This window comes from Peribacillus sp. Bi96, from assembly GCF_918698115.1.
GTDB lineage: Bacteria > Bacillota > Bacilli > Bacillales > DSM-1321 > Peribacillus.
Genome location: NZ_CAKKLV010000002.1, coordinates 218,155 through 238,978, shown reverse-complemented (window position 1 = coordinate 238,978; position 20,824 = coordinate 218,155). Strand labels below are relative to the sequence as shown.

General features: G+C 37.6%; 21 protein-coding genes. 7 read left to right on the top strand and 14 right to left on the bottom strand.

Going from position 1 to position 20,824, the window contains the following annotated elements:
- Positions 1–111: 111 nt before the first annotated feature.
- A complete protein-coding gene (locus LQ203_RS03620) occupies positions 112–999 on the bottom strand; it encodes a R2-like ligand-binding oxidase (RefSeq protein WP_230155779.1) in 888 nt (295 codons plus the stop codon).
- A gap of 140 nt (positions 1,000–1,139) precedes the next feature.
- On the opposite strand from LQ203_RS03620, the gene LQ203_RS03615 reads away from it, so the two are divergent.
- Positions 1,140–1,826, top strand: a complete 687-nt coding sequence (locus LQ203_RS03615; RefSeq protein WP_230155778.1) for a LuxR C-terminal-related transcriptional regulator — start codon at positions 1,140–1,142, stop codon at positions 1,824–1,826.
- A gap of 583 nt (positions 1,827–2,409) precedes the next feature.
- Here LQ203_RS03615 and LQ203_RS03610 read toward each other — a convergent pair.
- The gene (locus LQ203_RS03610) at positions 2,410–3,498 is read right to left on the bottom strand and encodes a branched-chain amino acid aminotransferase (RefSeq protein ID WP_230155776.1); all 1,089 of its coding nucleotides are present in this window, start codon (positions 3,496–3,498) and stop codon (positions 2,410–2,412) included.
- A 622-nt stretch (positions 3,499–4,120) separates the two neighbouring features.
- Here LQ203_RS03610 and LQ203_RS03605 point away from each other — a divergent pair.
- Positions 4,121–5,389 carry an OFA family MFS transporter gene (locus LQ203_RS03605; protein WP_230155774.1) on the top strand — a complete coding sequence of 423 codons (1,269 nt, stop codon included), beginning with the start codon at positions 4,121–4,123 and terminating at the stop codon, positions 5,387–5,389.
- A gap of 835 nt (positions 5,390–6,224) precedes the next feature.
- Entirely contained in the window at positions 6,225–7,292 is a 1,068-nt protein-coding gene (locus tag LQ203_RS03600) for an AI-2E family transporter (RefSeq protein ID WP_230155771.1), read from the top strand.
- Between the two features lie 91 nt (positions 7,293–7,383).
- On the opposite strand, the gene LQ203_RS03595 is transcribed toward LQ203_RS03600, so the two are convergent.
- On the bottom strand, positions 7,384–7,830 hold the full coding sequence (locus tag LQ203_RS03595; RefSeq protein ID WP_230155769.1) for a YueI family protein: 447 nt from the start codon (positions 7,828–7,830) through the stop codon (positions 7,384–7,386).
- 220 nt (positions 7,831–8,050) lie between these two features.
- Here LQ203_RS03595 and LQ203_RS03590 point away from each other — a divergent pair, with 220 nt between their 5' ends.
- The gene (locus LQ203_RS03590) at positions 8,051–8,797 is read left to right on the top strand and encodes a L,D-transpeptidase family protein (RefSeq protein ID WP_230155767.1); all 747 of its coding nucleotides are present in this window, start codon (positions 8,051–8,053) and stop codon (positions 8,795–8,797) included.
- A gap of 389 nt (positions 8,798–9,186) precedes the next feature.
- Here the strand turns inward: LQ203_RS03590 and LQ203_RS27425 are convergent, their stop codons facing one another.
- The 10 genes from LQ203_RS27425 to LQ203_RS03545 all read right to left on the bottom strand — a co-directional run bounded on the left by LQ203_RS27425 (position 9,187) and on the right by LQ203_RS03545 (position 16,101).
- Positions 9,187–9,315, bottom strand: a complete 129-nt coding sequence (locus tag LQ203_RS27425) for a hypothetical protein (protein WP_290370514.1) — start codon at positions 9,313–9,315, stop codon at positions 9,187–9,189.
- Positions 9,316–9,431: 116 nt separating this feature from the next.
- Positions 9,432–9,854: a nucleoside 2-deoxyribosyltransferase gene (locus LQ203_RS03585; RefSeq protein ID WP_230155765.1), complete on the bottom strand. Its 423-nt coding sequence runs from the start codon at positions 9,852–9,854 to the stop codon at positions 9,432–9,434.
- Between the two features lie 410 nt (positions 9,855–10,264).
- A complete protein-coding gene (locus LQ203_RS03580; protein WP_230155763.1) occupies positions 10,265–10,585 on the bottom strand; it encodes a hypothetical protein in 321 nt (106 codons plus the stop codon).
- 110 nt (positions 10,586–10,695) lie between these two features.
- Positions 10,696–10,974: a DUF4190 domain-containing protein gene (locus LQ203_RS03575; protein WP_230155761.1), complete on the bottom strand. Its 279-nt coding sequence runs from the start codon at positions 10,972–10,974 to the stop codon at positions 10,696–10,698.
- Positions 10,975–11,143: 169 nt separating this feature from the next.
- Entirely contained in the window at positions 11,144–11,794 is a 651-nt protein-coding gene (locus tag LQ203_RS03570) for an amino acid ABC transporter permease (protein ID WP_230155759.1), read from the bottom strand.
- A gap of 14 nt (positions 11,795–11,808) precedes the next feature.
- Positions 11,809–12,447, bottom strand: a complete 639-nt coding sequence (locus LQ203_RS03565) for an amino acid ABC transporter permease (RefSeq protein WP_230155752.1) — start codon at positions 12,445–12,447, stop codon at positions 11,809–11,811.
- A gap of 108 nt (positions 12,448–12,555) precedes the next feature.
- On the bottom strand, positions 12,556–13,383 hold the full coding sequence (locus LQ203_RS03560; protein ID WP_230155750.1) for a transporter substrate-binding domain-containing protein: 828 nt from the start codon (positions 13,381–13,383) through the stop codon (positions 12,556–12,558).
- 23 nt (positions 13,384–13,406) lie between these two features.
- Positions 13,407–14,135 (bottom strand): amino acid ABC transporter ATP-binding protein, encoded by a 729-nt coding sequence (locus LQ203_RS03555; RefSeq protein WP_230155748.1) that lies wholly within the window; start codon positions 14,133–14,135, stop codon positions 13,407–13,409.
- Positions 14,136–14,547: 412 nt separating this feature from the next.
- The gene (locus LQ203_RS03550) at positions 14,548–14,958 is read right to left on the bottom strand and encodes a hypothetical protein (protein ID WP_230155745.1); all 411 of its coding nucleotides are present in this window, start codon (positions 14,956–14,958) and stop codon (positions 14,548–14,550) included.
- Positions 14,959–15,198: 240 nt separating this feature from the next.
- Positions 15,199–16,101, bottom strand: coding sequence for an AEC family transporter (locus tag LQ203_RS03545; protein WP_230155743.1), 903 nt, complete (start codon positions 16,099–16,101; stop codon positions 15,199–15,201).
- Positions 16,102–16,346: 245 nt separating this feature from the next.
- On the opposite strand from LQ203_RS03545, the gene LQ203_RS03540 reads away from it, so the two are divergent.
- The 3 genes from LQ203_RS03540 (at position 16,347) to LQ203_RS03530 (ending at position 19,959) form a co-directional block, all read left to right on the top strand.
- Positions 16,347–16,814, top strand: coding sequence for a nucleoside deaminase (locus LQ203_RS03540; RefSeq protein WP_230155741.1), 468 nt, complete (start codon positions 16,347–16,349; stop codon positions 16,812–16,814).
- Positions 16,815–16,839: 25 nt separating this feature from the next.
- Positions 16,840–18,639 carry an adenine deaminase gene (gene ade / locus LQ203_RS03535; protein WP_230155739.1) on the top strand — a complete coding sequence of 600 codons (1,800 nt, stop codon included), beginning with the start codon at positions 16,840–16,842 and terminating at the stop codon, positions 18,637–18,639.
- 261 nt (positions 18,640–18,900) lie between these two features.
- Positions 18,901–19,959, top strand: a complete 1,059-nt coding sequence (locus LQ203_RS03530) for a lactonase family protein (RefSeq protein ID WP_230155737.1) — start codon at positions 18,901–18,903, stop codon at positions 19,957–19,959.
- 67 nt (positions 19,960–20,026) lie between these two features.
- On the opposite strand, the gene LQ203_RS03525 is transcribed toward LQ203_RS03530, so the two are convergent.
- Positions 20,027–20,824, bottom strand: coding sequence for an endonuclease (locus LQ203_RS03525; protein WP_230155734.1), 798 nt, complete (start codon positions 20,822–20,824; stop codon positions 20,027–20,029).

The following is a 20,824-nucleotide window of genomic DNA, read 5'->3' as shown; positions in this document are numbered from 1 at the left end:
GCGTTCAAGTACAATATTCGATTTAAACTAGAAGCATTCAGCAGATCATCCATCGATGTTTAAATACTGGAAACATCACGGTAGGCTTGTAATGTACCCTTCAGCCATTCATTACAAGACGCCATATTCCTTCTCGGTACTTCGATAGATTTCTTCAATCCCCTTTCCTTTTGCCCTTGCCAAAATCTCCATCCTTACTGATAATTGTTTCATCGTGAAATTGAACACAGCCTGTTTGTCATGACCAAATGGATTGCCTAACAAATCATATCCCTCTGTATTTAACTGGATGGCAAGTGGTGAAAGTTCCGCCATTCTCTTCTCAACTTGCTTAAAAATATGTGGATGTTCACTTATAATTCTTTGCAGCAGGAATGTCCCATAAGCAATATGGCGTGACTCATCTTTCTTCAAAAGACCTACCCCTTTTAATAAGCCAGGCATCATTTCATTAGCTTCGAGTGTCTGATAAAACCCAAAATATCCTGTTTCCGCAAGAACTCCCTCGGTAAACATATTATAAACTGTGGCTGCTTCCGCCAAAGCTTCAGGGGATTGATCAGATAAAAGTTTCCCCATTGCTTCAGGCAATATTTCATAAAAAATGGATTTATAAGTGTCTGAGTGATAGACCGTCAGATCTCCTGTTTCACCAATTTGATCTAAAGTATAACGAAAGAACTCCATATGCTTCGCTTCCTCGAACAAGAATGTCGTTAAGTACATTTCTTCTTCGATCCTGCCTTCATTGGCAATCGTCATAATGAGCGGCAGCAAATCTAAAGTCACTGCTTCCTCTCCGCCCTGAAAAAGGGAAATGATCCGTAATAACACTTCCCTTTCAATATCGGTAAATGAGTTCCAATCTTCTTTATCCTGGCTGAAATCAATATCACGAGGATTCCATATACCGAATTTCTTGGCCTTTTGATAAAGTTTAAATGGAAGGGTATCTTCTCTAAAACTCCGGGTGGTAGTCGATAAAGTCTTTCTTTTCATTTTATTGCCTCCTTGAATTTAGGAACGCTAAATTTCTGAACCACTAAGGAATTTAAAAAAATTGTAAGAGTTTCCATTTCATTGTAAGATATTAGTAGTATTTATCCTAGCACTGAAAATGTAGGGAGGAATAAAGTCGAATGCTTGAGGAAACTCTGATGAATCATGTCAAAAAGATTTCCCACCAAAAAAATATGGCAAATAAAACACAAATGATAGTAAGGGGATGTGTGGATTTTTTTTCATTTCAACGAGCATCCTTATTCAGTTACTCATGCTTAACAGGAATGAGTGAAGGAATATGTGCCTGTACAAGTGAAGATATCTTTTCATTACATAATGTTAAAGAAAATATACATGATATATACCCCATCCACCAGGCAGTCATCAATAACAAACCCATATACTTAACAATCCAACATACGAAATCCTCCATCCCTGCGAAATACGTTAAAAGGTTTGCCCTCTCTTCACTGGCAATCATCCCGATTATCGTGAATGATATGGTCATTGGCTTAGTTCTAGTTGACCCTATACATGTTGACGAGCCTGTTACCAAGAATGATTTAATGAAACTTTCCTATTATTTGGAACTTGCTGCAAGTTCAACAATCGATTTCGCTCCTTCCACTTACCTTCTAAGTAAACGGGAAGTAGAAGTCTTACAATACTTAGCTAATGGTTTGGGAATAAAGCAAATGGCACCAAAAATGAGAGTAAGTGAATATACCGTCAGGGATCATATTTCTTCTGCAATCAGGAAATTAGGGGTCACACACCGGACTGAAGCAGTAGCTGTTGCTTTAAGACAAAAAATGATTATGTAAGAGGGAAGAAACAAAAAAATTCAATGAAGATTTCAGACTAGACAAACTTATAAAGTAAAGACACTGCCTAACTCGATAATAATTGAGTTTACCTACAGTTTTTTGGAGGTATAAAATTGAACATTGCGAGGAACGTAAGGCACTCGCTTCCGCGAGCGGTCTTTGCGCCTGCGGGGTCTCCGTTGGACGCACTTTCCCCGCAGGAGTCTCGTACACCGCTCCACTCAACTTTGTTTTTACCTATAGATAAAACTCCATTTGCCTACAGTCAGATAAAGAAACATCTCTAAAAAGAGATCAACCAAGGTCGTGAAGATCACGAAAAAATGCGAATTTCTCCAGAAAATTCGATAAGGGAGTAGTGAAAGAAATTAAATAAAGTAAAACCGATCCAGAGGTACTACGTCAAAGAAGAACGTACAAAACAGTTTGCTTATTCATTCCATGCTGCCTCCGTTTTTGTAGTAGGATGACTGTAACAAAAGATGCCACACATAAATCCAATAAAAAATCAAAAAGGCCTCGGAATGAGAAATTCCGAAACCTTTTCTGATACCTTCAAAGGAAGGTATTTATTTACGTATTATTGGGTAACTTTTTCTTCCACTTTCGTAGTCCAGTTTAACTCATCAGCAATTTTGCCTGTTTGGACACCTGTCAGTGTATCATAAAGCTTTTTAGATAGTTCGCCAGTTTCCCCGCTTTGAACGCTCATTTCTTCACCATTCCACAAAAACTCACCAATTGGCGATATTACCGCTGCTGTACCCGTTCCGAAAGCCTCTTCCAAGTGACCTGATTTATAGGCTTCATAGACTTCTTCCATGGAAATGCGTCTTTCTGTCACGGGAAGATTCCAATGTTTCAGCAATTCTATAATGGAATCACGAGTAATACCAGGAAGAATACTGCCATTTAACGCTGGAGTGATAATTTCACCATTAATTTTGAAGAAAACATTCATGCTTCCAACTTCTTCAATATACTTTTTCTCCACTCCATCTAACCAAAGAACTTGAGAGTAACCGAGCTTTTCGGATACTTCCTGGGCTTTGAGGCTTGATGCATAATTGCCACCTGTTTTAGCCTCTCCTGTACCACCATTCACTGCACGTGTGAAAGCTGATTCAACTGCTATTTTAACAGGGTGAATGCCTTCCTTATAATAAGAACCTACAGGTGACATGATGATGATGAATTGATATTTATCTGATGGGGAAACTCCAAGATAAGGCTCAGTAGCTATGATGAAAGGCCTGATATATAGAGATGTCCCTTCTTCCTGAGGAATCCATTCTTTATCCACGCTAATTAAAGTTTTTAAAGCATTCAACGCAAAATCGACATCGACATCCGGGATGCATAATCGACTATTTGAACTATTTAAGCGTTGAAAATTCTTTTCAGGACGGAATAAAATAATTTCACTTTCTGGTGTTGCATATGCTTTTAATCCTTCAAAAACAGATTGACCATAGTGAAAAATCATCGCGGAAGGCTCTAATGCGAGCGGTTGATAAGGAACAATTCTTGGATCATGCCACCCTTGCCCTTGTGTGTAATCCATAATAAACATATGATCGGTAAACTGCTTACCGAACTCAAGCTGGTCCGCCTGTGGTTTTTCTTTCTTTGCTGTACTAAGCGTGATTTGCATGTCATGTTCCTTCATTACCAAAACTCCTTGTTGAATAAAATTTACAAGATTTCACTTCCATAAAATCTATCTATAATTAGTTTACTCCTATCAGGAATCATAGTTCAAGTCCTTAAGACTAAATTTTCGGAATTTTTTCAAAATATTTGTTTTTTTTGATTTCCTTACGTATGATTCCTGAAAAAAGAACTGATTATTCCTAAAACCACACAAAAAATAACAATACCGGTTGTTCGATTAACCAACCCCATATATTCCGTTTATTTTAACAAATCATCTGCAATAATGCCAGTGTAATAGAAATCCATTTATAAATAATGAGATAAGTGACTTTATATACCATGAACCTTTTGAGATTAAACCAGATTAACAAGTCATATCATTGCCTTTTAAACCTTTTTCATCTAATTTCATCAATCCATAAAAATGGATCACTACTGATTTTTGGCAATGTTTCAATTTTTATTACATTCTGGAATATAGCGACAATTTTTTCAGATAAATTTAATTTAGTAGTTTACTAGTAAAAAATATTCTTATATACTTATTCCACAAGATAGATAAAATGCATGCAACTTACAATATTATAGATAAAACGCATGCAACTTTCTTATTTTTGACGAAAAGGGGTAACAACATGACAAAAAACAGGTGGTTAATTGCTTTATCCGCTATTGCTATTCACCTCTCCATTGGTGGAGCATACGCATATAGCGTATACAAAAAGCCTTTAGTTGAGACTATGGGGTGGTCAGAAACTGAAGTCACTTTAGCCTTTACAATAATGATGGCGCTTGCAGGAACTTCTGCAGCCTTCTTTGGGAAATTCGTAGAAAAAAATGGTCCCAGAAAATCAGCATTAGTTGCAGCCGTATTATTCGGTTTAGGACAAGCTGGTTCTGGTTTGGCTGTAATGATCGATTCACTGCCACTTTACCTATTAACATATGGTGTTTTAAGTGGGCTAGGTATGGGGATCGGGTACATTTCACCGGTATCCACACTAGTCAAATGGTTCCCCGATCGCAGGGGATTAGCAACAGGAATGGCTGTATTAGGTTTCGGTGCCGGAGCTCTTATAACAGCCCCAGTCGCTGCAAGCCTTATGGAATCCGTTGGCATATATACTACATATTATATTTTAGGTGCAGGCTACTTCATTCTTATGTTCTTAGGTGCTTCCTATATTGCACCTCCAAAGGCAAACTGGCTGCCTGAAGGCATGAAGAAAGATATTGAGTCAGGCAAGAAAGAACTGAAGAAAGATCTAAGGCAGTTAACTGCAAAGGAAGCGGTTAAAACTAAACATTTCTGGATGCTATGGTCAATGAAACTGATCAATACATCTGCAGGGATTATGATGATTTCTGTCGCTTCTCCAATGGCCCAAGATGTAGTTGGATTGTCTGTAGCCGGAGCAGCAACATTAGTCGGCATTATGGGAATTTTTAATGGTGGAGGCAGACTTGGCTGGGCCGCAGCCTCTGATTATATTGGTCGTCCAAATGTTTTCGTCATTTTCTTTATCATTCAAATCGGGGCGTTCCTTCTACTTCCAACTACTACAAACACTCTATTGTTCCAAGGACTTATCTTGTTAGTCGTTAGTTGTTATGGCGGAGGATTTTCAAATCTTCCTGCATTTGCAGGGGATTTATTTGGAACAAAAGAAATTGGAGCCATCCACGGTTACCTTTTAACCACATGGTCTCTTGGTGGAGTTTGCGGACCAATGTTGGTTACGGCAATAAGAGAAAGCACAAACAGCTACATTCCAGTCTTCTATGTATTCGCTGTATTAATCACGATTGCTTTCATTATCTCCATCTGGTTGCGTTTAGACATAAAAAAAATGCAAAAAGACCAAAAGCAGGGATTAAAGAATACATTAAGTAAAATATCTTAATGTAAACCAGGTCTTATAAGCTAATATAAAGGCATTATCAAGTAAACTTCCACACCCGGAGTTAACTATGATGATGCCTTTTCAATTATGTTTATGACAAATTAATCGGACTAATAAAGCAACAAACCCCATTCCATGGCAATATTACTTCATTTTTTCCCACGAAAACGTTTGTGACCATCATTTTATCCATAATTGCAGAAAAAAATATTGTCCTTGAGCTTGCTAATTTATTTCGCCTCTATAAATGCAATATAGCCCGAATTTATTATTTCAACATAACTTTTTTTAACACTTATTAACAATAATTTGGTTGTCATGCTAGTGAGCAATCTCCATTATATACATTTTTACATCTATTTAAAACCTATGAAAAAGGAGCAAAGTGAGCTGTAATACCACGCAATAGGTGAATATTTCACCATCTTTCATTCCTAGTATTCCAGGCAATACAGTTGGAGGTTATGCAATTCTTGCAGGCGGTATTAATTATGGAGCATTTGCACGTAAGCATTAGAAAATAGCAAAATGAATAATATTTAAAAACAAGGGCTTCATGATCGTGAAGCCCTTGTTTTCTATCAATGGAATTCATCTTCTTACGATTCTGATAATGGGAATTTCGTAGCATTTCATCTTTTTTATAAAAGCATTTTTTTGCCTATTCTTATCGGCCAGCTAAGTACCCCATTCATTGATTCCTAATTGAATTAAGTACACTCCTTTTAAAGATAGGTCATTATTTTACTAATAAAAATCAGCTTGAACCGTTAAAAAGTTTAACATGTAGGCGATTCAGGGAATCAATTAAAGACTGGAATGAGGGGGGATTTTCTTGTGGATCAATAAACCATTTTTTAAATATGCATGCGCGATTATTTTGATCATTATCATTATTTTTTTACTTGGTAAGATTGATTATGTTCTGCTACCGATACAAAAAGTCATTGCTGCTATGTTCTTCCCAATTATAGCAGCTGGGCTTTTATATTACATTTTACGGCCAGTCGTTAACTTTTTGACTGAATTTATCCCTAGGACATTAAGCATTTTCACCGTCTTTTTGATAATATTTGGTTTGATTGGGACAGGAAGCTATTTTGGAAGCCCTGTAATTGTTGATCAATTTCAAAAATTATCCGAAAAATTACCGGGCAAAGTCAAGGAACTTTCTAAAGAGTCTGAAGTCATGATTGAAAAAAATGATTTTGGAATGGTTAATACTGAAGATTTGAAGGATAATGTCGCTACACACTTGAAGGATTATTCTGAAAAACTCTTGGTGAATGTCAGTACTATTTTCTCCACGATTACTAGTGTATTAACAGTCTTGGTCATTACACCCTTCATTTTATTTTATTTCTTGAAGGATGGAGAAAAACTTAGACCATTTCTATTAAAGTATATTCCGACTGATGTTGAACCAGAGGGAAACAAAATTTTAAAAGATGTCGATAAAACTCTTTCAACTTATATTATCGGTCAATTCATCGTATCCATCGTAATTGGGACTTTGATGTATGTGGGCTACCTAATTATTGATCTCGATTATGCCCTAGTACTAGCCCTTTTAGCCATGATTTTTACTGTCGTTCCATTTCTAGGACCGTTAATAAGCATTCTCCCTGCCCTTTTCATTGCCCTTCAGCAAGACATTGGGTTGGCAGTAAAAGTACTCATTGTCCTTACTGTCGTTCAACAAGTCGAGGGTCACTTGGTTACACCGAACATTATGGGAAAACGTCTTAACATACACCCATTGACCATTATCTTATTGTTGCTTGCTGCAGGTTCGATATACGGTTTCATTGGCATTTTAATAGCTATTCCTACTTATTCTGTAGTAAAAACGATAATCGGTAACTTTAGGAAGTTTTATAGATTAAGACAGAAGGTTACATAATATGGCTATATGATCCTTGTTCCGCAATCAATAAAAGGAGGCCTACCTTTAAGTGGATAGGTCTCCTTCTTAATTTACTCATTGATTAGCGTTAGTTCAAGATTTTTTTAACCCATCGTTTGAAAAACGATTTGACACTCCTCTTTTTTTTAACTTCAAACACTTGTTTTTGCTTCTCTATATATATTTTTTCTTTGTTTATGGCATTACTTTCTGCTAATACTAGACCCAATTCGGAATTATGGTCTTTGTTTAGGACAATTTTGTAAGGAATATTATGGCTCATAGCCAATTTAATATATTTCCCAAGGTATTGATAGTCCATCTGACCATTTAAAAACAAATTTGAACGGGGATGCCGCTTCATCATTTGCTCAATTTCCGGATATACATTCTTTTCAAAGACTTGATTTTTTTTTAGGACGATAACGACGCGCTCCCGTAATGTGCCCAGAAATTCCCTTCGTTCACCAGGTTTGATTTCTTTAGGACCATAAATCCCTTGTTCTAGATAGTCCTCCACTTTTAGGCGTGACAATGCTTACCCACCTCCGCTTTCACTTCAATAATGTATGTAATGTGGCCACAAACAGTGCCCACCAATCTTTGGTATGCAAACATGTGAAAATTAGTTTGGGCCAGCTCTTCCCTTTTTTAGTCTACCCTTCCTTTAAAAAATTGTCACTTCTACTTCACTTCATGCATAGGATAGTATATGCGTGAATATGAGGTTGCTTAAAAAAGGGACGGGGAAAAACATGAAAAAATTGATTGTATGTGTATTGATATTCGTCTTTAGTTTTGTTGGGTTCAGTCATTCTTCAAGTGCGGCACCTAGACAACTGATTATCATCAATAAAGCCAATAATCAGCTGGCCTATTATGAAAATGATAAATTAGTGAGGGTGTTTCTCGTAGCGACAGGAAAGAAGGCCTCCTATACTCCAGAAGGAAAGTTCAAGGTAGTGTCAAAGATTGTGAATCGTCCTTATTATACAGGCAACATTAGAGGCGGAGATCCAAAAAATCCTCTCGGAAAACGATGGCTGGGGATAAATGCACGGAATACACCAGGTAATACGTATGCAATACATGGCAATAATGATCCTAAATCAATCGGGAAATATATAAGTGCCGGTTGCATTCGCATGTATAACGAGGATGTTCAATGGATGTATGATAGGGTAAAAATGAACACTGTAGTCTTAATAGCCAGTTCGAATAAATCATTTGCTTCCATAGCTGCCACGAATGGCTATAAGGTTACTGGATCCTCTAGTCTCCCTGTACACACTGCCAATTCAACTTTGAAAAAAGGAAGCAGCGGTCCTAAAGTAAGTGAACTACAAAAAAGATTAACTGAACTTGGATACAGCACGAAAGGAATAGATGGGACATTTGGGAAAAATACCGAAACGGCAGTAAAAAAATTTCAAAGAGCAAAAAAACTTACGGCTGATGGGATCGTCGGACCTCAAACGAAAAAAGCGCTTAATATTAAATGATAGATGCTAGTGATATCCTCTTATTGGAGGATATCTTTTTTTGTCTAAACTATAACGATCGATACTTTATTATCCATACTTACAGTAATTTTCCACCATCACTTATTAGCTTTATGTTATAATTTATACATAAACAGCTAATCATAATCGCACTGTCCATCATTACATACAAGGAGGTAATACAATGTACGATGAACTTCTCATAATGATCATTAAGGCAACTTTTGTTATCGGTACCATTGCGATGTTTGTGATATTAGGATTCGTAAAAGGACGCAAGTTTTAGTTTATCCACTACTTAACATCCTCATCGCCTGATTACTGTTACATGTAATCAGGTTATTTTTCGCTCAGAAAAAAAAGCATATCCTCACAGGGCATGCTTTACCTTACCAATTCCAGTTATCCGTGTTATCTAAAAGCTGATCAATGTCAAATGTATCAAGATGGAATGGAGCTGATTCTTCTGCAATCTCCTCAGTAGCTAGCAATAGTTGGTCAATATCAATAATGGCCAAAACAGTCCTCCCCTTTTTTAATTGGTCTTTACCCTCATTTTTAATATGTTAAACAGTTCGTTCAAAAGATATTTTATTAGAGGGTAGCCTTTTAATTTCTACATTTGACATTTTATTTACGGTGCAAATGAACCGTTTTTTTCAGATTCTTCCGGAGCGAGCGTATGTATCAATTTAACCAGCTTATACAATGTCCCGCTGCAAATGGTTACCTCGGGCAGATTATGAAAAATTGATTTTTTATTAATATGATAATTGTCTTTCTCTGGTGAATATACAATGATTTTCTTATTTAACGATAGCGCATATCCAAGCTCAGAAAGATTACCTTTTCCGGCTGTCAGGAAGATTAACATAAAGTCAGCTTCCTCAATCCCCTTTTTTTCATAATCCTCTATACCTTCTGTCATTTGATTATCTTCATCATCCGCAATTAAATTCCAGTCATTCACACATGTAAAGCCTTTTGAAGTCAATTTCTTAATCAATGACCTTACTTGCTTCTTATTTTTTTCGTCTGATGCTATATAATATTTCACACACACACCTCCAAAATCTATAACTATTGATACTTTTTACCTACGTTACCTATACTATACATATTCGTTATAAAGAACGCAATATCCTTTCCCCAAAAATAAAAAAATTTAATATAAGGCACAGTTCCTAATGCAAAACAAAACCATCACCCTTTGCAAAGGAATGACGGTTTAATGTTTCAAAATATGATATTCACAGATCTTCTTGCATCAGTACTCAATTAGATTCAAATACAAGTACCTTCGCCTTATATTGATTTATGTAATTTTTCTGGTCAACGGATGACCCATTCTGGTAGTAAGCGTTTTTTCCTTTTTTCATTCCAAACTAACTGAATGTCCTGAAACAAAAGAATCACATCCTTCAAAATCCAAAATAAAAACCTTGTCCCCTACTCGGCAAGGTTTTTTTATTTTTCATATGTGATATTTTCTATTTCAATTCGGAATGGGGCTGCCTCACAAATATTAATCCCCCTATCAAGATTTACCTTTTCCATTTCAGTTGCATCTGGTATTGTTTTTTTATCGTGAATAAAATGTTCGACCATGGTTTCCAACAGTTCTTGAGCACAAGCTATAGCATCTATCCGATTCTTACCGCTAACTGAAGAAATAAATCCATTTCGCTTAAAATCCGGGAAACAAACCTGAACGGAAAAAGAGTCAATAATCAACGGGTGTTTTTCATAATAGAATACAGCTGGATACTCAAAGATTTGAATGGTCAAAATATCATCCCTTCATGAATATTTAGAATTTTAAGTTAATTATAACATACAAATTCTTTAAAAATAGGTTTAACTGATATTTTCTTTGATTGTCAAGTTTAGATATACAATCAAAATGTTGTTCCTTCAGTTACTATAAAAGTAAAAAACACCAGGAAAATCAAAATCATGATAACATTCAAGATTATTCCAATAATGCTGCACACTTTACCAGCGGTCATTAATCCCTTCCCGGTTTCCCCAGTAAGATTGATTTCTTGTTTACTCTTCGATGCAAAAATTAATCCTACAATTCCTAATATGATGCCTAAGACTGGAATAAGCAGGGATAATACCCCCAAGATCAGTGCTGCGATCGCTTTGCTATTGCTCGTTTTCATTTCCGACATATTATTCCACCTTCTTTCTTATGCTTATATATACGGTTATTGAAAGCAAAAGATTCTTTTTTTTATGTTCTTATTAATTCTTCATCATTCCTTGCTTCTTCTGCTGTTGAAATACATGCACCGTACCTCAAATGCAAAAAAAACGACTCATATAAATGAGTCGTTTTTTTTAAGTTCGTTTCAATTCAAGTCTCTGTGCTACTAAAGACAGACTATAGTTAACGATGAAATACATGAGAGCAACCAGGATTAAAATGGGTATCAAAAACTTTTGACTTTGGCCATAGATAATTTGTCCATGATGTGTCAGCTCCGGTAATGAGATGACAACCGCTAAAGAGGTATCCTTTAACAAAGAAATGAATTGGCTGACAATAGGAGGAACCATGCGGCGCAGCGCTTGGGGCAGGATGATGTATATCAATGCCTGTGTATAGCTCAGGCCTGATGAACGAGCAGCTTCCATTTGGCCTTTATCAACAGATTTCAAACCGCTTCGAATGACTTCGGAAAGCATGGCTGATTCGAAAATGGTCAAGGCAACGATAGCTGCTGGAATGATTTCTAATTTTATCCGTACCTCAGGTAAAGCAAAATACGTAAAGAATATTATTAGTAATAACGGTAAATTACGAACCGTTTCTACAATCAAGGCTAATATTTGTGATAAAACCGGCACCTTTGCGTAACGTATTATACCCACAAGCCCGCCAATAATGAAACTTAGAATAATGGATATAAATGCTACCTGGAGCGTTACCCAAAATCCCTCTAATAAAAACTTTAGATTATCCGGTGAATAAGCACCTGCAAAATCCATATCTTATACCTCCCTCAATTACTCTTAGCCAGACGTTTTTCTAAATAACCAACGCCAAGACTTAAAGGAATGGTAAGTATTAAGTAAAACGCTGCGACGAAAATGTAGACATCGAACACGACAAATGTCCTTGAAGAAATCAAATCTCCATGGTACATGAGATCAAGTCCTGCAACCACGGCTAAAATGGAAGAATTTTTAACTAGATTGATAAATTGGTTTCCAAGTGGCGGAATGACTATTTTAACCGCCTGTGGCAAAATGACGAGCCTCATTGCCTGCCCATATGTCAGTCCTGATGAACGAGCAGCTTCCATTTGGCCTTTAGGAACGGAAAGTATGCCAGCACGAATTGCCTCAGCTATAAAAGATGAAGTGTAAATGGTTAAGGCTAAGGTTCCTGCGTATAGTCCACTTAGTTTTAGACCAAGAAAGAAGAAAAAGGTAATAATCAATAATGGTATATTCCGAATGAACTCGACATAAGCGGTTCCAAGCCAGTTTAGAGGCTTTATTGGGGCAATCCGCATGATAGCAACAAACACACCTAGTATCAAACTTGCTACCAGCGCGATTAAACTCGACATAATTGTATTTTTAAAGCCTAATAAATACATATCCAGATTCTCTGTTAAAATGGAGAAATCAAGCACGGCATACACTCCTTTAACTAGTAAGGATGAGCAAATCGCTCATCCTTACATACAAAAATGTTCAAATGTTTTTAAGGTCATTTATCCGTACATATTTGGTAAAATGAATTAATGTTTAATCCATTTATCATGGATTTCATCATACTTGCCAGAATCTTTAAGTGACTTTAGCGCTTTGTTCAATTCGGCAACAAAGTCTTCATTACCTTTTTTAACAGCAATTCCATACGGCTCGTCTGTAAATGTTCCGCCAACAAGCTCATAATTTGGATCTTCATCTGCCATTCCATATAGGATGGAATCATCCGTAGTCAATGCATCCCCTTGCCCGGATTTAAGTGCAGCGAACGCTTCTGAATAATTTTCAAATTCAAGCACTTGTGCGTCAGGTGCTTTTTCACGAATATTAATGGAAGAGGTAGAGCCTTTTACAGCCAATACTTTTTTACCTTTTAAATCATCAATACCCTTTATATCGCTGCCTTTTTTGACCAACAAAGATTGTCCAGCATCGAAATAAACATCAGTGAAATCAACTTCTTTTTTACGATCTTCCGTGATGGTCATGGTCGCTACAATCGCATCGATATCCCCATTATTCAACAATGCCATCCTTGTTTTTGAAGTCACTTCTTTAAATTTAACTTTATTTTCATCACCTAGAATTTCAGCAGCAAGAGCTTTGGCGATATCAATATCAAAGCCTTCCACCTCACCAGTACTTGGGTTTTTCAAACCGAATAATCTTGTATCATTTTTAACCCCAAAAACAATCTCATCCTTATCCTTCACTTGTGAAAGGACATCTTTACCTGTTTCCTTACTTCCACCCTCTTTACCTTCGTCCGTGCTTTTCCCTCCGCCGCATCCAGCTAATAAAATGACAGCAAGTAGGGATAGCAAAGATGCCTTCAACCATTTCTTTTTCTTCAACATGAAAAATCACCCCTGTTTTTTATTTAATGATTTAATATACGGCTAAGAAATAAACGGGCCCTCTCCTCACGAGGATTCGCGTAAAACTCAGCCGGTGTTGCCTCTTCTAAAACCCTGCCTTCGTCCATGAATACGATTCGATCAGCAACCTCTCGGGCAAATCCCATTTCGTGCGTGACCACCACCATCGTCATCCCTTCATGGGCAAGTGCTTTCATTACATCCAGTACCTCGCCGATCATTTCTGGATCCAAGGCTGAGGTAGGTTCATCAAACAGCATGATATCAGGCCCCATTGCCAAACCTCTAGCTATGGCAACCCGTTGCTGCTGCCCGCCTGAAAGCTGAGAAGGGAAGGAATTTGCTTTATCTCCAATTCCTACTTTCTCCAGATACTTTTGTGCGATCTTCTTCGCTTCCGATTCGGATTGTCCTAAAACTTTCCGTGGAGCAAGCATGATATTCTCGAGCACTGTTTTATGGGGATACAGGTGAAAATGCTGGAAAACCATACCGATATTCCGACGCAGTTTGTTTATGTCCGTTTTTTTATCCGCTACATTTAAACCATTGATGGAAAGGGAACCTTCAGAAATGGTCTCTAGGCGGTTAATACATCGAAGCAGTGTACTTTTCCCTGACCCGGACGGACCGATGACAACTACTACCTCCCCCTTATTAATTGTCAGGTTAATCTCTTTCAAAACTTGAAAGTCACCAAAATACTTATTCACTCGATCAAAAACGATCATAATTAGCCTCCCTGCCCCATAATCAATCATACTAAACTTAAAATTTATAATAATCAGAATTCAATGTGTATAAACTATCATTCTCTCACCTTATGTATATAACCTTTCTTAAGTTATTATTTCCCAATTAAAACGATAACGTTAGTGAAAAGGCAACTTTATATTGTTATTTTAAACTAGTAAATTAAATAATTTATTCAATATTCACATTTTTAATTATATCTAATATTGCTTAAAATTACCATATAAACTTTAAATTGTTAAATATGATATTATATTCATATTTAAGTCGATTTTTCATGAACACTTCTTTTATTAAAATACAAAAGCATTTATTTCCCGTAATCCCCATGCGGTCTACAAATCAAATATGTAATGAACAATAAAAAAAAGACAGCAACAGCTGTCTTTTTTATTCATTTATAGCATCATCAAATGGCGCTGAAAATAAGCCTCTTGGTGCAAGCATATCCGTATCGGATTCACGACTTTCCCCAGCAACCATATATATGCCTGCCGGAAAAAAATCAAACATATCACTTTCCTTATGTATGACTTGGAAATAATCGTATAAATCATCCATCAGTTCTTGATGTTCATCAACCTTAATAATTTCACCACATTCATCAATTTCAAAGTTTTCATTAATGGCATCTTGAAGTTCTTCATTATTTGTAGATGCGATATAAAGATCAACATCGCCACACTCCATACACAGTAGAAGTTTTTCTTCCAGTGCCTCATCATAGGATTCTTGAACGATTTTCTTCAAAATGGCATCAATCTTTTCAGGATTAGACAGTTTAATTTTTGTTTGAAACACAAAATCCCTCCCCAATTTAATACAATGGCTGAGCCAGCTGAACGAAAAGTTAAATAAGCAAGCTCAACTTTTGAGTAATATTAAAAACTGTTAAAACTAGTTTGGTTGTAACCCTTATACTCTAATGTATTCCAATCCCCTTAATTCCTCCAGTAATCGGGACGTGCAAGATATCACGAATTCTGTCCACTCACTATTGTCTATTCATTAAGTTTGCCCACATATTTTAATGATAATCTTCTATAATACAAAGAAAAAGATGATTGGAAGGGTAATCAGGCTTAATGATGTACTTATGAATGTAGCACTTGATACGAATTCGGGCTCTGTATTGAATTGGAGCGCATACATCGTAGTGTTCGCCGCAGTTGGCATAGCAGCTACGATAATCATAATATGCCTGACCATTTCATTCACTGGCAAAGCAAGTGATAAGAGGAAAGCAATAGCCGGGGAGACGGCAAGTTTAAGTAGAAGTGAAACCGATAGCTTTCGATAAGGAATTTTTTTCAGCGAAATGTTGGCAAGCTGCATCCCAAGAGTAATCATGATCGTTGGAATCGCCGCACTTGCCACAAGGTTAATGGCTTCCATAACCGAATTGCTTAGAGGTATGTTCACAAACTGAAAAACCGTCCCTCCAATGGCTCCATACACAGTTGGCATCCTGCACACTGCTTTAAGCGCTGTTTTAACTCCATTACCTTCCGGGCTGCCCTTCGCTGCGAAATAAATGCCGATCGTGCACATCACTAACTGCTGGCCCACCATCAGAATGATTGCATAATCGAGTCCTGCTGCTCCGAATAAAAGGAAAATGACTGGTGTTCCGTAGTTCCCGTTATTCATGAATGCGGACGCCAATATCATGCCGCTCGTTTCAGTCACTGAATAATTACGGAAAAACGATATGAGGTAGACCGCCAATATAAGAGATAGACAGAGTAGTATCGTAAATAAGAACAGGTAAAAATAATTAATCGAAAATTCTGCGGAATAAAACGTTCGGAACACAAGAAAAGGTGACATTAAATATAATGCCATTGTGGAAATGGATTTCGTATCAAGATTAAACTTTTTCTGACCGACGAACCCTAAAACAAAAATACCGAATATCGGTAAAAGAACTCCCAAAAACCCCATACATTTCACCTTCATAATCTTAATGATTTTCTTCTTACAATATCAGTTTTAATATTATTTGTAAAAATTTTTTAAACGGACCCCGAGGTGTAATGTCATGTGTTCTAACGTTGTATGATTTTTCTTTATTTTCAGGAAACTACATTCCATTTTCACCTATATATGGTATATTATTTATTATATTTACGTGACTAAACGTAACACCGACACTTTTAAACTACAAATATACGAAGGGGTGTTGTTAAATGGATATAAAATTCATGGAGATGGCTGTTCAACTTGCACACGAAAATGTATTGGCAAAGAACGGAGGACCTTTTGGTGCTGTAATCGTTAAAGATGGCACAGTTATAGGAAGAGGATGTAATAATGTGACAACTGCCAACGATCCTACAGCTCACGCCGAAGTACAGGCGATTCGTGATGCTTGCAGAACTCTCAATAGCTTCCAGCTTACCGATTGTGAAATATACACAAGCTGCGAACCTTGCCCCATGTGCATTGGTGCTATTTATTGGGCACGTCCAAAAGCCATTTATTATGCATGTACTAAAGATGATGCTGCACGAATTGGCTTTGATGATCACTTTATATACCAAGAACTTGCCATACCGATGGAAAACCGCTCCATTAAAATGGAACAAACGTCATTCAGTAACCATGATTTACCTTTCCGGACCTGGGAAACCTATGGTGAAAAAGTGAAATACTAATCTGCAATAGTTTATCAAAGGAGGTTTGCATTTGAAAAATAATTTGCTAAAAAAAAGAATAAACGTGGCTACAGGGACTATACCTGCAGATTGCGTCATTAAAAACGGTCGCATCATAGATGTATTCAATGGTGAGACCTTTACAGGCGACATTGCAATTGTAGATGGCTTTTTCGCTGGCATCGGGAGTTATGAGGGCATTTCAGAAATCGATGCTGCTGGAAAATTCGTTGCGCCTGCTTTCATTGACGGTCATGTCCATATTGAATCCTCTATGGTTCGACCTTCTGAACTCGCAAAAATCCTCCTTATACACGGAGTGACCTGCATTGTTGCAGATCCTCATGAAATCGCCAATGTTTCTGGTAAAAAGGGCATTCAATATATGTTAGACCAATCTGATCAGCTTCCTTTCGACTTCTACTTCATGATGCCATCTTGTGTACCAGCTACGGAGTTTGAACATTCTGGTGCTGTCCTAAGAAGTGAAGATTTACTTCCCTTTTACCAAAACCCGAGAGTGCTTGGTTTAGCCGAAGTGATGAATTTCCCTGCCGTTTCACATGCCGAAGAGGATATGCTGCAAAAATTATCCGATGCTAATAAACTTGTCAAAAGCATTGATGGCCACGCAGCTGGATTAAGTGAACAACAACTCGATGTTTATACGAGTGCCGGCATAAAAACAGATCATGAATGCACTACAGCGGAAGAGGCAAAAGAGAGACTACGAAAAGGAATGTATCTAATGATCAGGGAAGGAACTGTTGCCAAAGACTTAATGAACCTGGTTCCAGCCATTAACGAGAAAAATTCCCGTCGTTGTTTATTCGTCACAGATGACCGTCACCTGGATGATATTATAGCTGAAGGAAGTATCGATCATAACGTTCGACTTTCCATAGAAAAAGGGGTCCAACCCATTACCGCCATTCAAATGGCGACCATTAACACTGCAGAATGTTTTGGTTTAAAAGAACAGGGTGCCATAGCGCCTGGATACAAGGCAGACTTCCTTCTATTAGAAGAACTTGATTCAGTCACCATCCACTCGGTCTTTAAAGACGGGGAACTTATTGTTCAAAATAATCGATTACTTAACTTTCCGACAGAAAAGGAACAGGTTATAGACGATGGTTTAAGGCACTCTGTTAAATTTCATGAATTGACGGAAAAGGATTTGGCGATATCCTTCAAAGGTAATCTGGCTAATATTATTGAAATAACACCTAACAGTTTGATTACAAAACATTCGATTGAACCGGTTACACTTAATGACGGTCATTTCCAGTTCTCTGAACATGTTGATCATATTAAACTTGCTGTTATTGAACGACATCATATGACTAAACAAATAGGTCTTGGAATCGTTAAAGGACTCGGCTTGCAATCAGGTGCTATTGCCACGACGGTTTCCCATGATTCCCATAATTTAATCATTGCGGGTACGAATGACCAAGATATGCTAATGGCAGCAAAAGAAATTAAAAAAATGCAGGGTGGATTGGTTGTCATTCAAAATGGAAATATACTCTCTTCCCTTCCGCTTCCGATAGCTGGATTGATGAGTGAATGTACATATCTGGAAGTAGTTCATTCATTGAAACGTATCGATGGAGCCCTATGGAAACTCGGTGCAAACCGGAATTTTAACCCTTTCCTTACACTCGCTTTCTTGGCGCTACCTGTCATTCCGGAAATTAAACTGACGGTTCAGGGCTTATTTTCCGTTTCTCAGTTTACGCATATTCCTATCGAAGCCGTACTGCCAGTCGATAATATGGAGAATATCTGCCCCCCTGTAAACAATCTCGATAATATTTGATTTTGCCAACATTTTTTACGGTTTGTAAACTGTAAACGTTAATTTCCTCTCCTGGCACACCCGTTCCAATCAACTTTGTTTTAACATTGATATACCCCTTTGTCTACAAACTCTGCCCCCATTAAGGGGGTATTCCTATTCACCTCAAAATTTTATAAATAAAAAAGGTTCCAACTCAACTTAAACCGGGAAAAGAATAAAATGGATGCCATCTATGTTAAAATATAAAATAAACACAAATCTTTCTTGGAGGAGATAAATATGGTAAAACATGATCAACACACCATAATTGGATATATCGGAACATACACAAAAGGGAACAGTAAAGGAATATACCGCTTTACTTTAGATACAGCAGAAGGCAAACTAAGTACACCGGTTCTTGCAGCAGAACTAACCGATCCGACGTATATCACGATCAGCCAGGACAAAAAGAATCTATACGCCATCCTAAAAGAAGCGGGAAGCGGTGGTGTTTCAGCCTATTCCATTAATGAAGATTCAGGTGAGCTTACTTACCTTGGCAAGCAACTGACACCCAATGGTTCTTCCTGCCACATTAGTGTTGACAGCAAGAAACAAGTCTTAGTCACTTCCAGCTATGGCGAAGGTCTGATTGAAACATATCAGCTTCAGAACGATGCGACCCCAATGCCTATATCATCCACCATTCGGCATGAAGGCCACGGACCGAATGAAGATCGTCAGGAAAAGGCGCATACTCACTTCGCTGGTTTCACACCGGATGAAAGATTCATTGCTGTAGTCGATCTCGGAATCGACAAAGTGATAACTTATAAAATACATAATGGGATATTGGAAGAAGTAAACAATTTATCGGTTACGCCAGGCAGCGGACCGCGGCATCTGACCTTCCACCCAAACGGAAAATTCGCGTATGTGATGGCAGAACTTGTACCCGAAGTCATTGCTTTAAGCTTCGATAGTAAAACTGGGAGCTTTTCTGAATTACAAACGGTTCGGACCACCCCGGAAGATTTCAAGGAAAATAATCAAGGCAGTGCCATTCATATTTCTGAAGACGGGCAATTCGTCTATGCAGCAAACCGCGGACATGATAGTATTGCCGTCTACAAAATCAATCAAGAAACAGGCAAACTAACATTCGTCGAACTTGTTTCTACCGAAGGACATTGGCCGCGTGATTTTTCAATCGACACTAGCGGAAAATTCCTGATTGCTTCAAATGAACATTCCGGAAACCTGACACTATATTCTCGGAATGAAAATAGTGGAAAATTAACATTATTGCAACAAGATATTCAGGTTCCCTTTCCTGTTTGCGTTAAATTCCTCTAATCTCTTATTATAAAAAAGGATTGAAGCATGTAATCATGCTTCAATCCTTTTTTTCATAAGTCGTTCTTTAGCTCCATTTCTCTGCCATTTCAGGGAAATCAATAAATGGGTTTCGGTTGCCCTGAATTTCATGTATCGCTTGGTTTCTATGTTTTTCATACATGCTGACCGGAAAAAGCCGATGCCATTCCAGAAGCAGCGCCATGTTAACTTTGCTGGTATCAATGATTCCCTCATATCTGAGTAAAAAATACATAGTTGCCCTAGCTACGACACCTTTGCCGTATTCAGGTTCGAATTTGCCTTCCTCTGATTTCCCGCAACCTTCTTTTATGCCTGCAGCAGATGCCTCTGGTTTATAATCTTCAAAATCATGGTATGGATAGTTACCTCGGCTACTATTACAAGCTGGTTCACAGGCGAACAGATGATGCAAATCCCCTCTCATTGGTTCTTTTTTATTGAACCATGACTGTGGTACGACATGTTCACAATTAACGAGCATGTCCTCCTTCTTCGTTGATTGGACTCCTCTTGTCAACATTTCTAGTATCCGAATATCTTCCTCAATGACTTTCACAGGATCCATCCCTTTACCGGAATACAGACTTTTCAGTTTGCCATTTTCCTGTAAGTCCACCCAAGGGTAAACATGACGATGTGGTGAGTAGTTAAGCTGGTTTTTATGGGTGGCCACTAGTAAGTCCTTCAAGTTACCTCGGTCCAAGGAACCATCTTGGTAGTATACTTGCTTAAGTTCCAGATCCTTGGTTTCATTGTAGTATTCGCGATTCTCACTGTAGTTCACAAGTGCAGCCATAGCCATTTCCCGTTCTTTTTCAAGTACTTCAAAACTATTATTCAT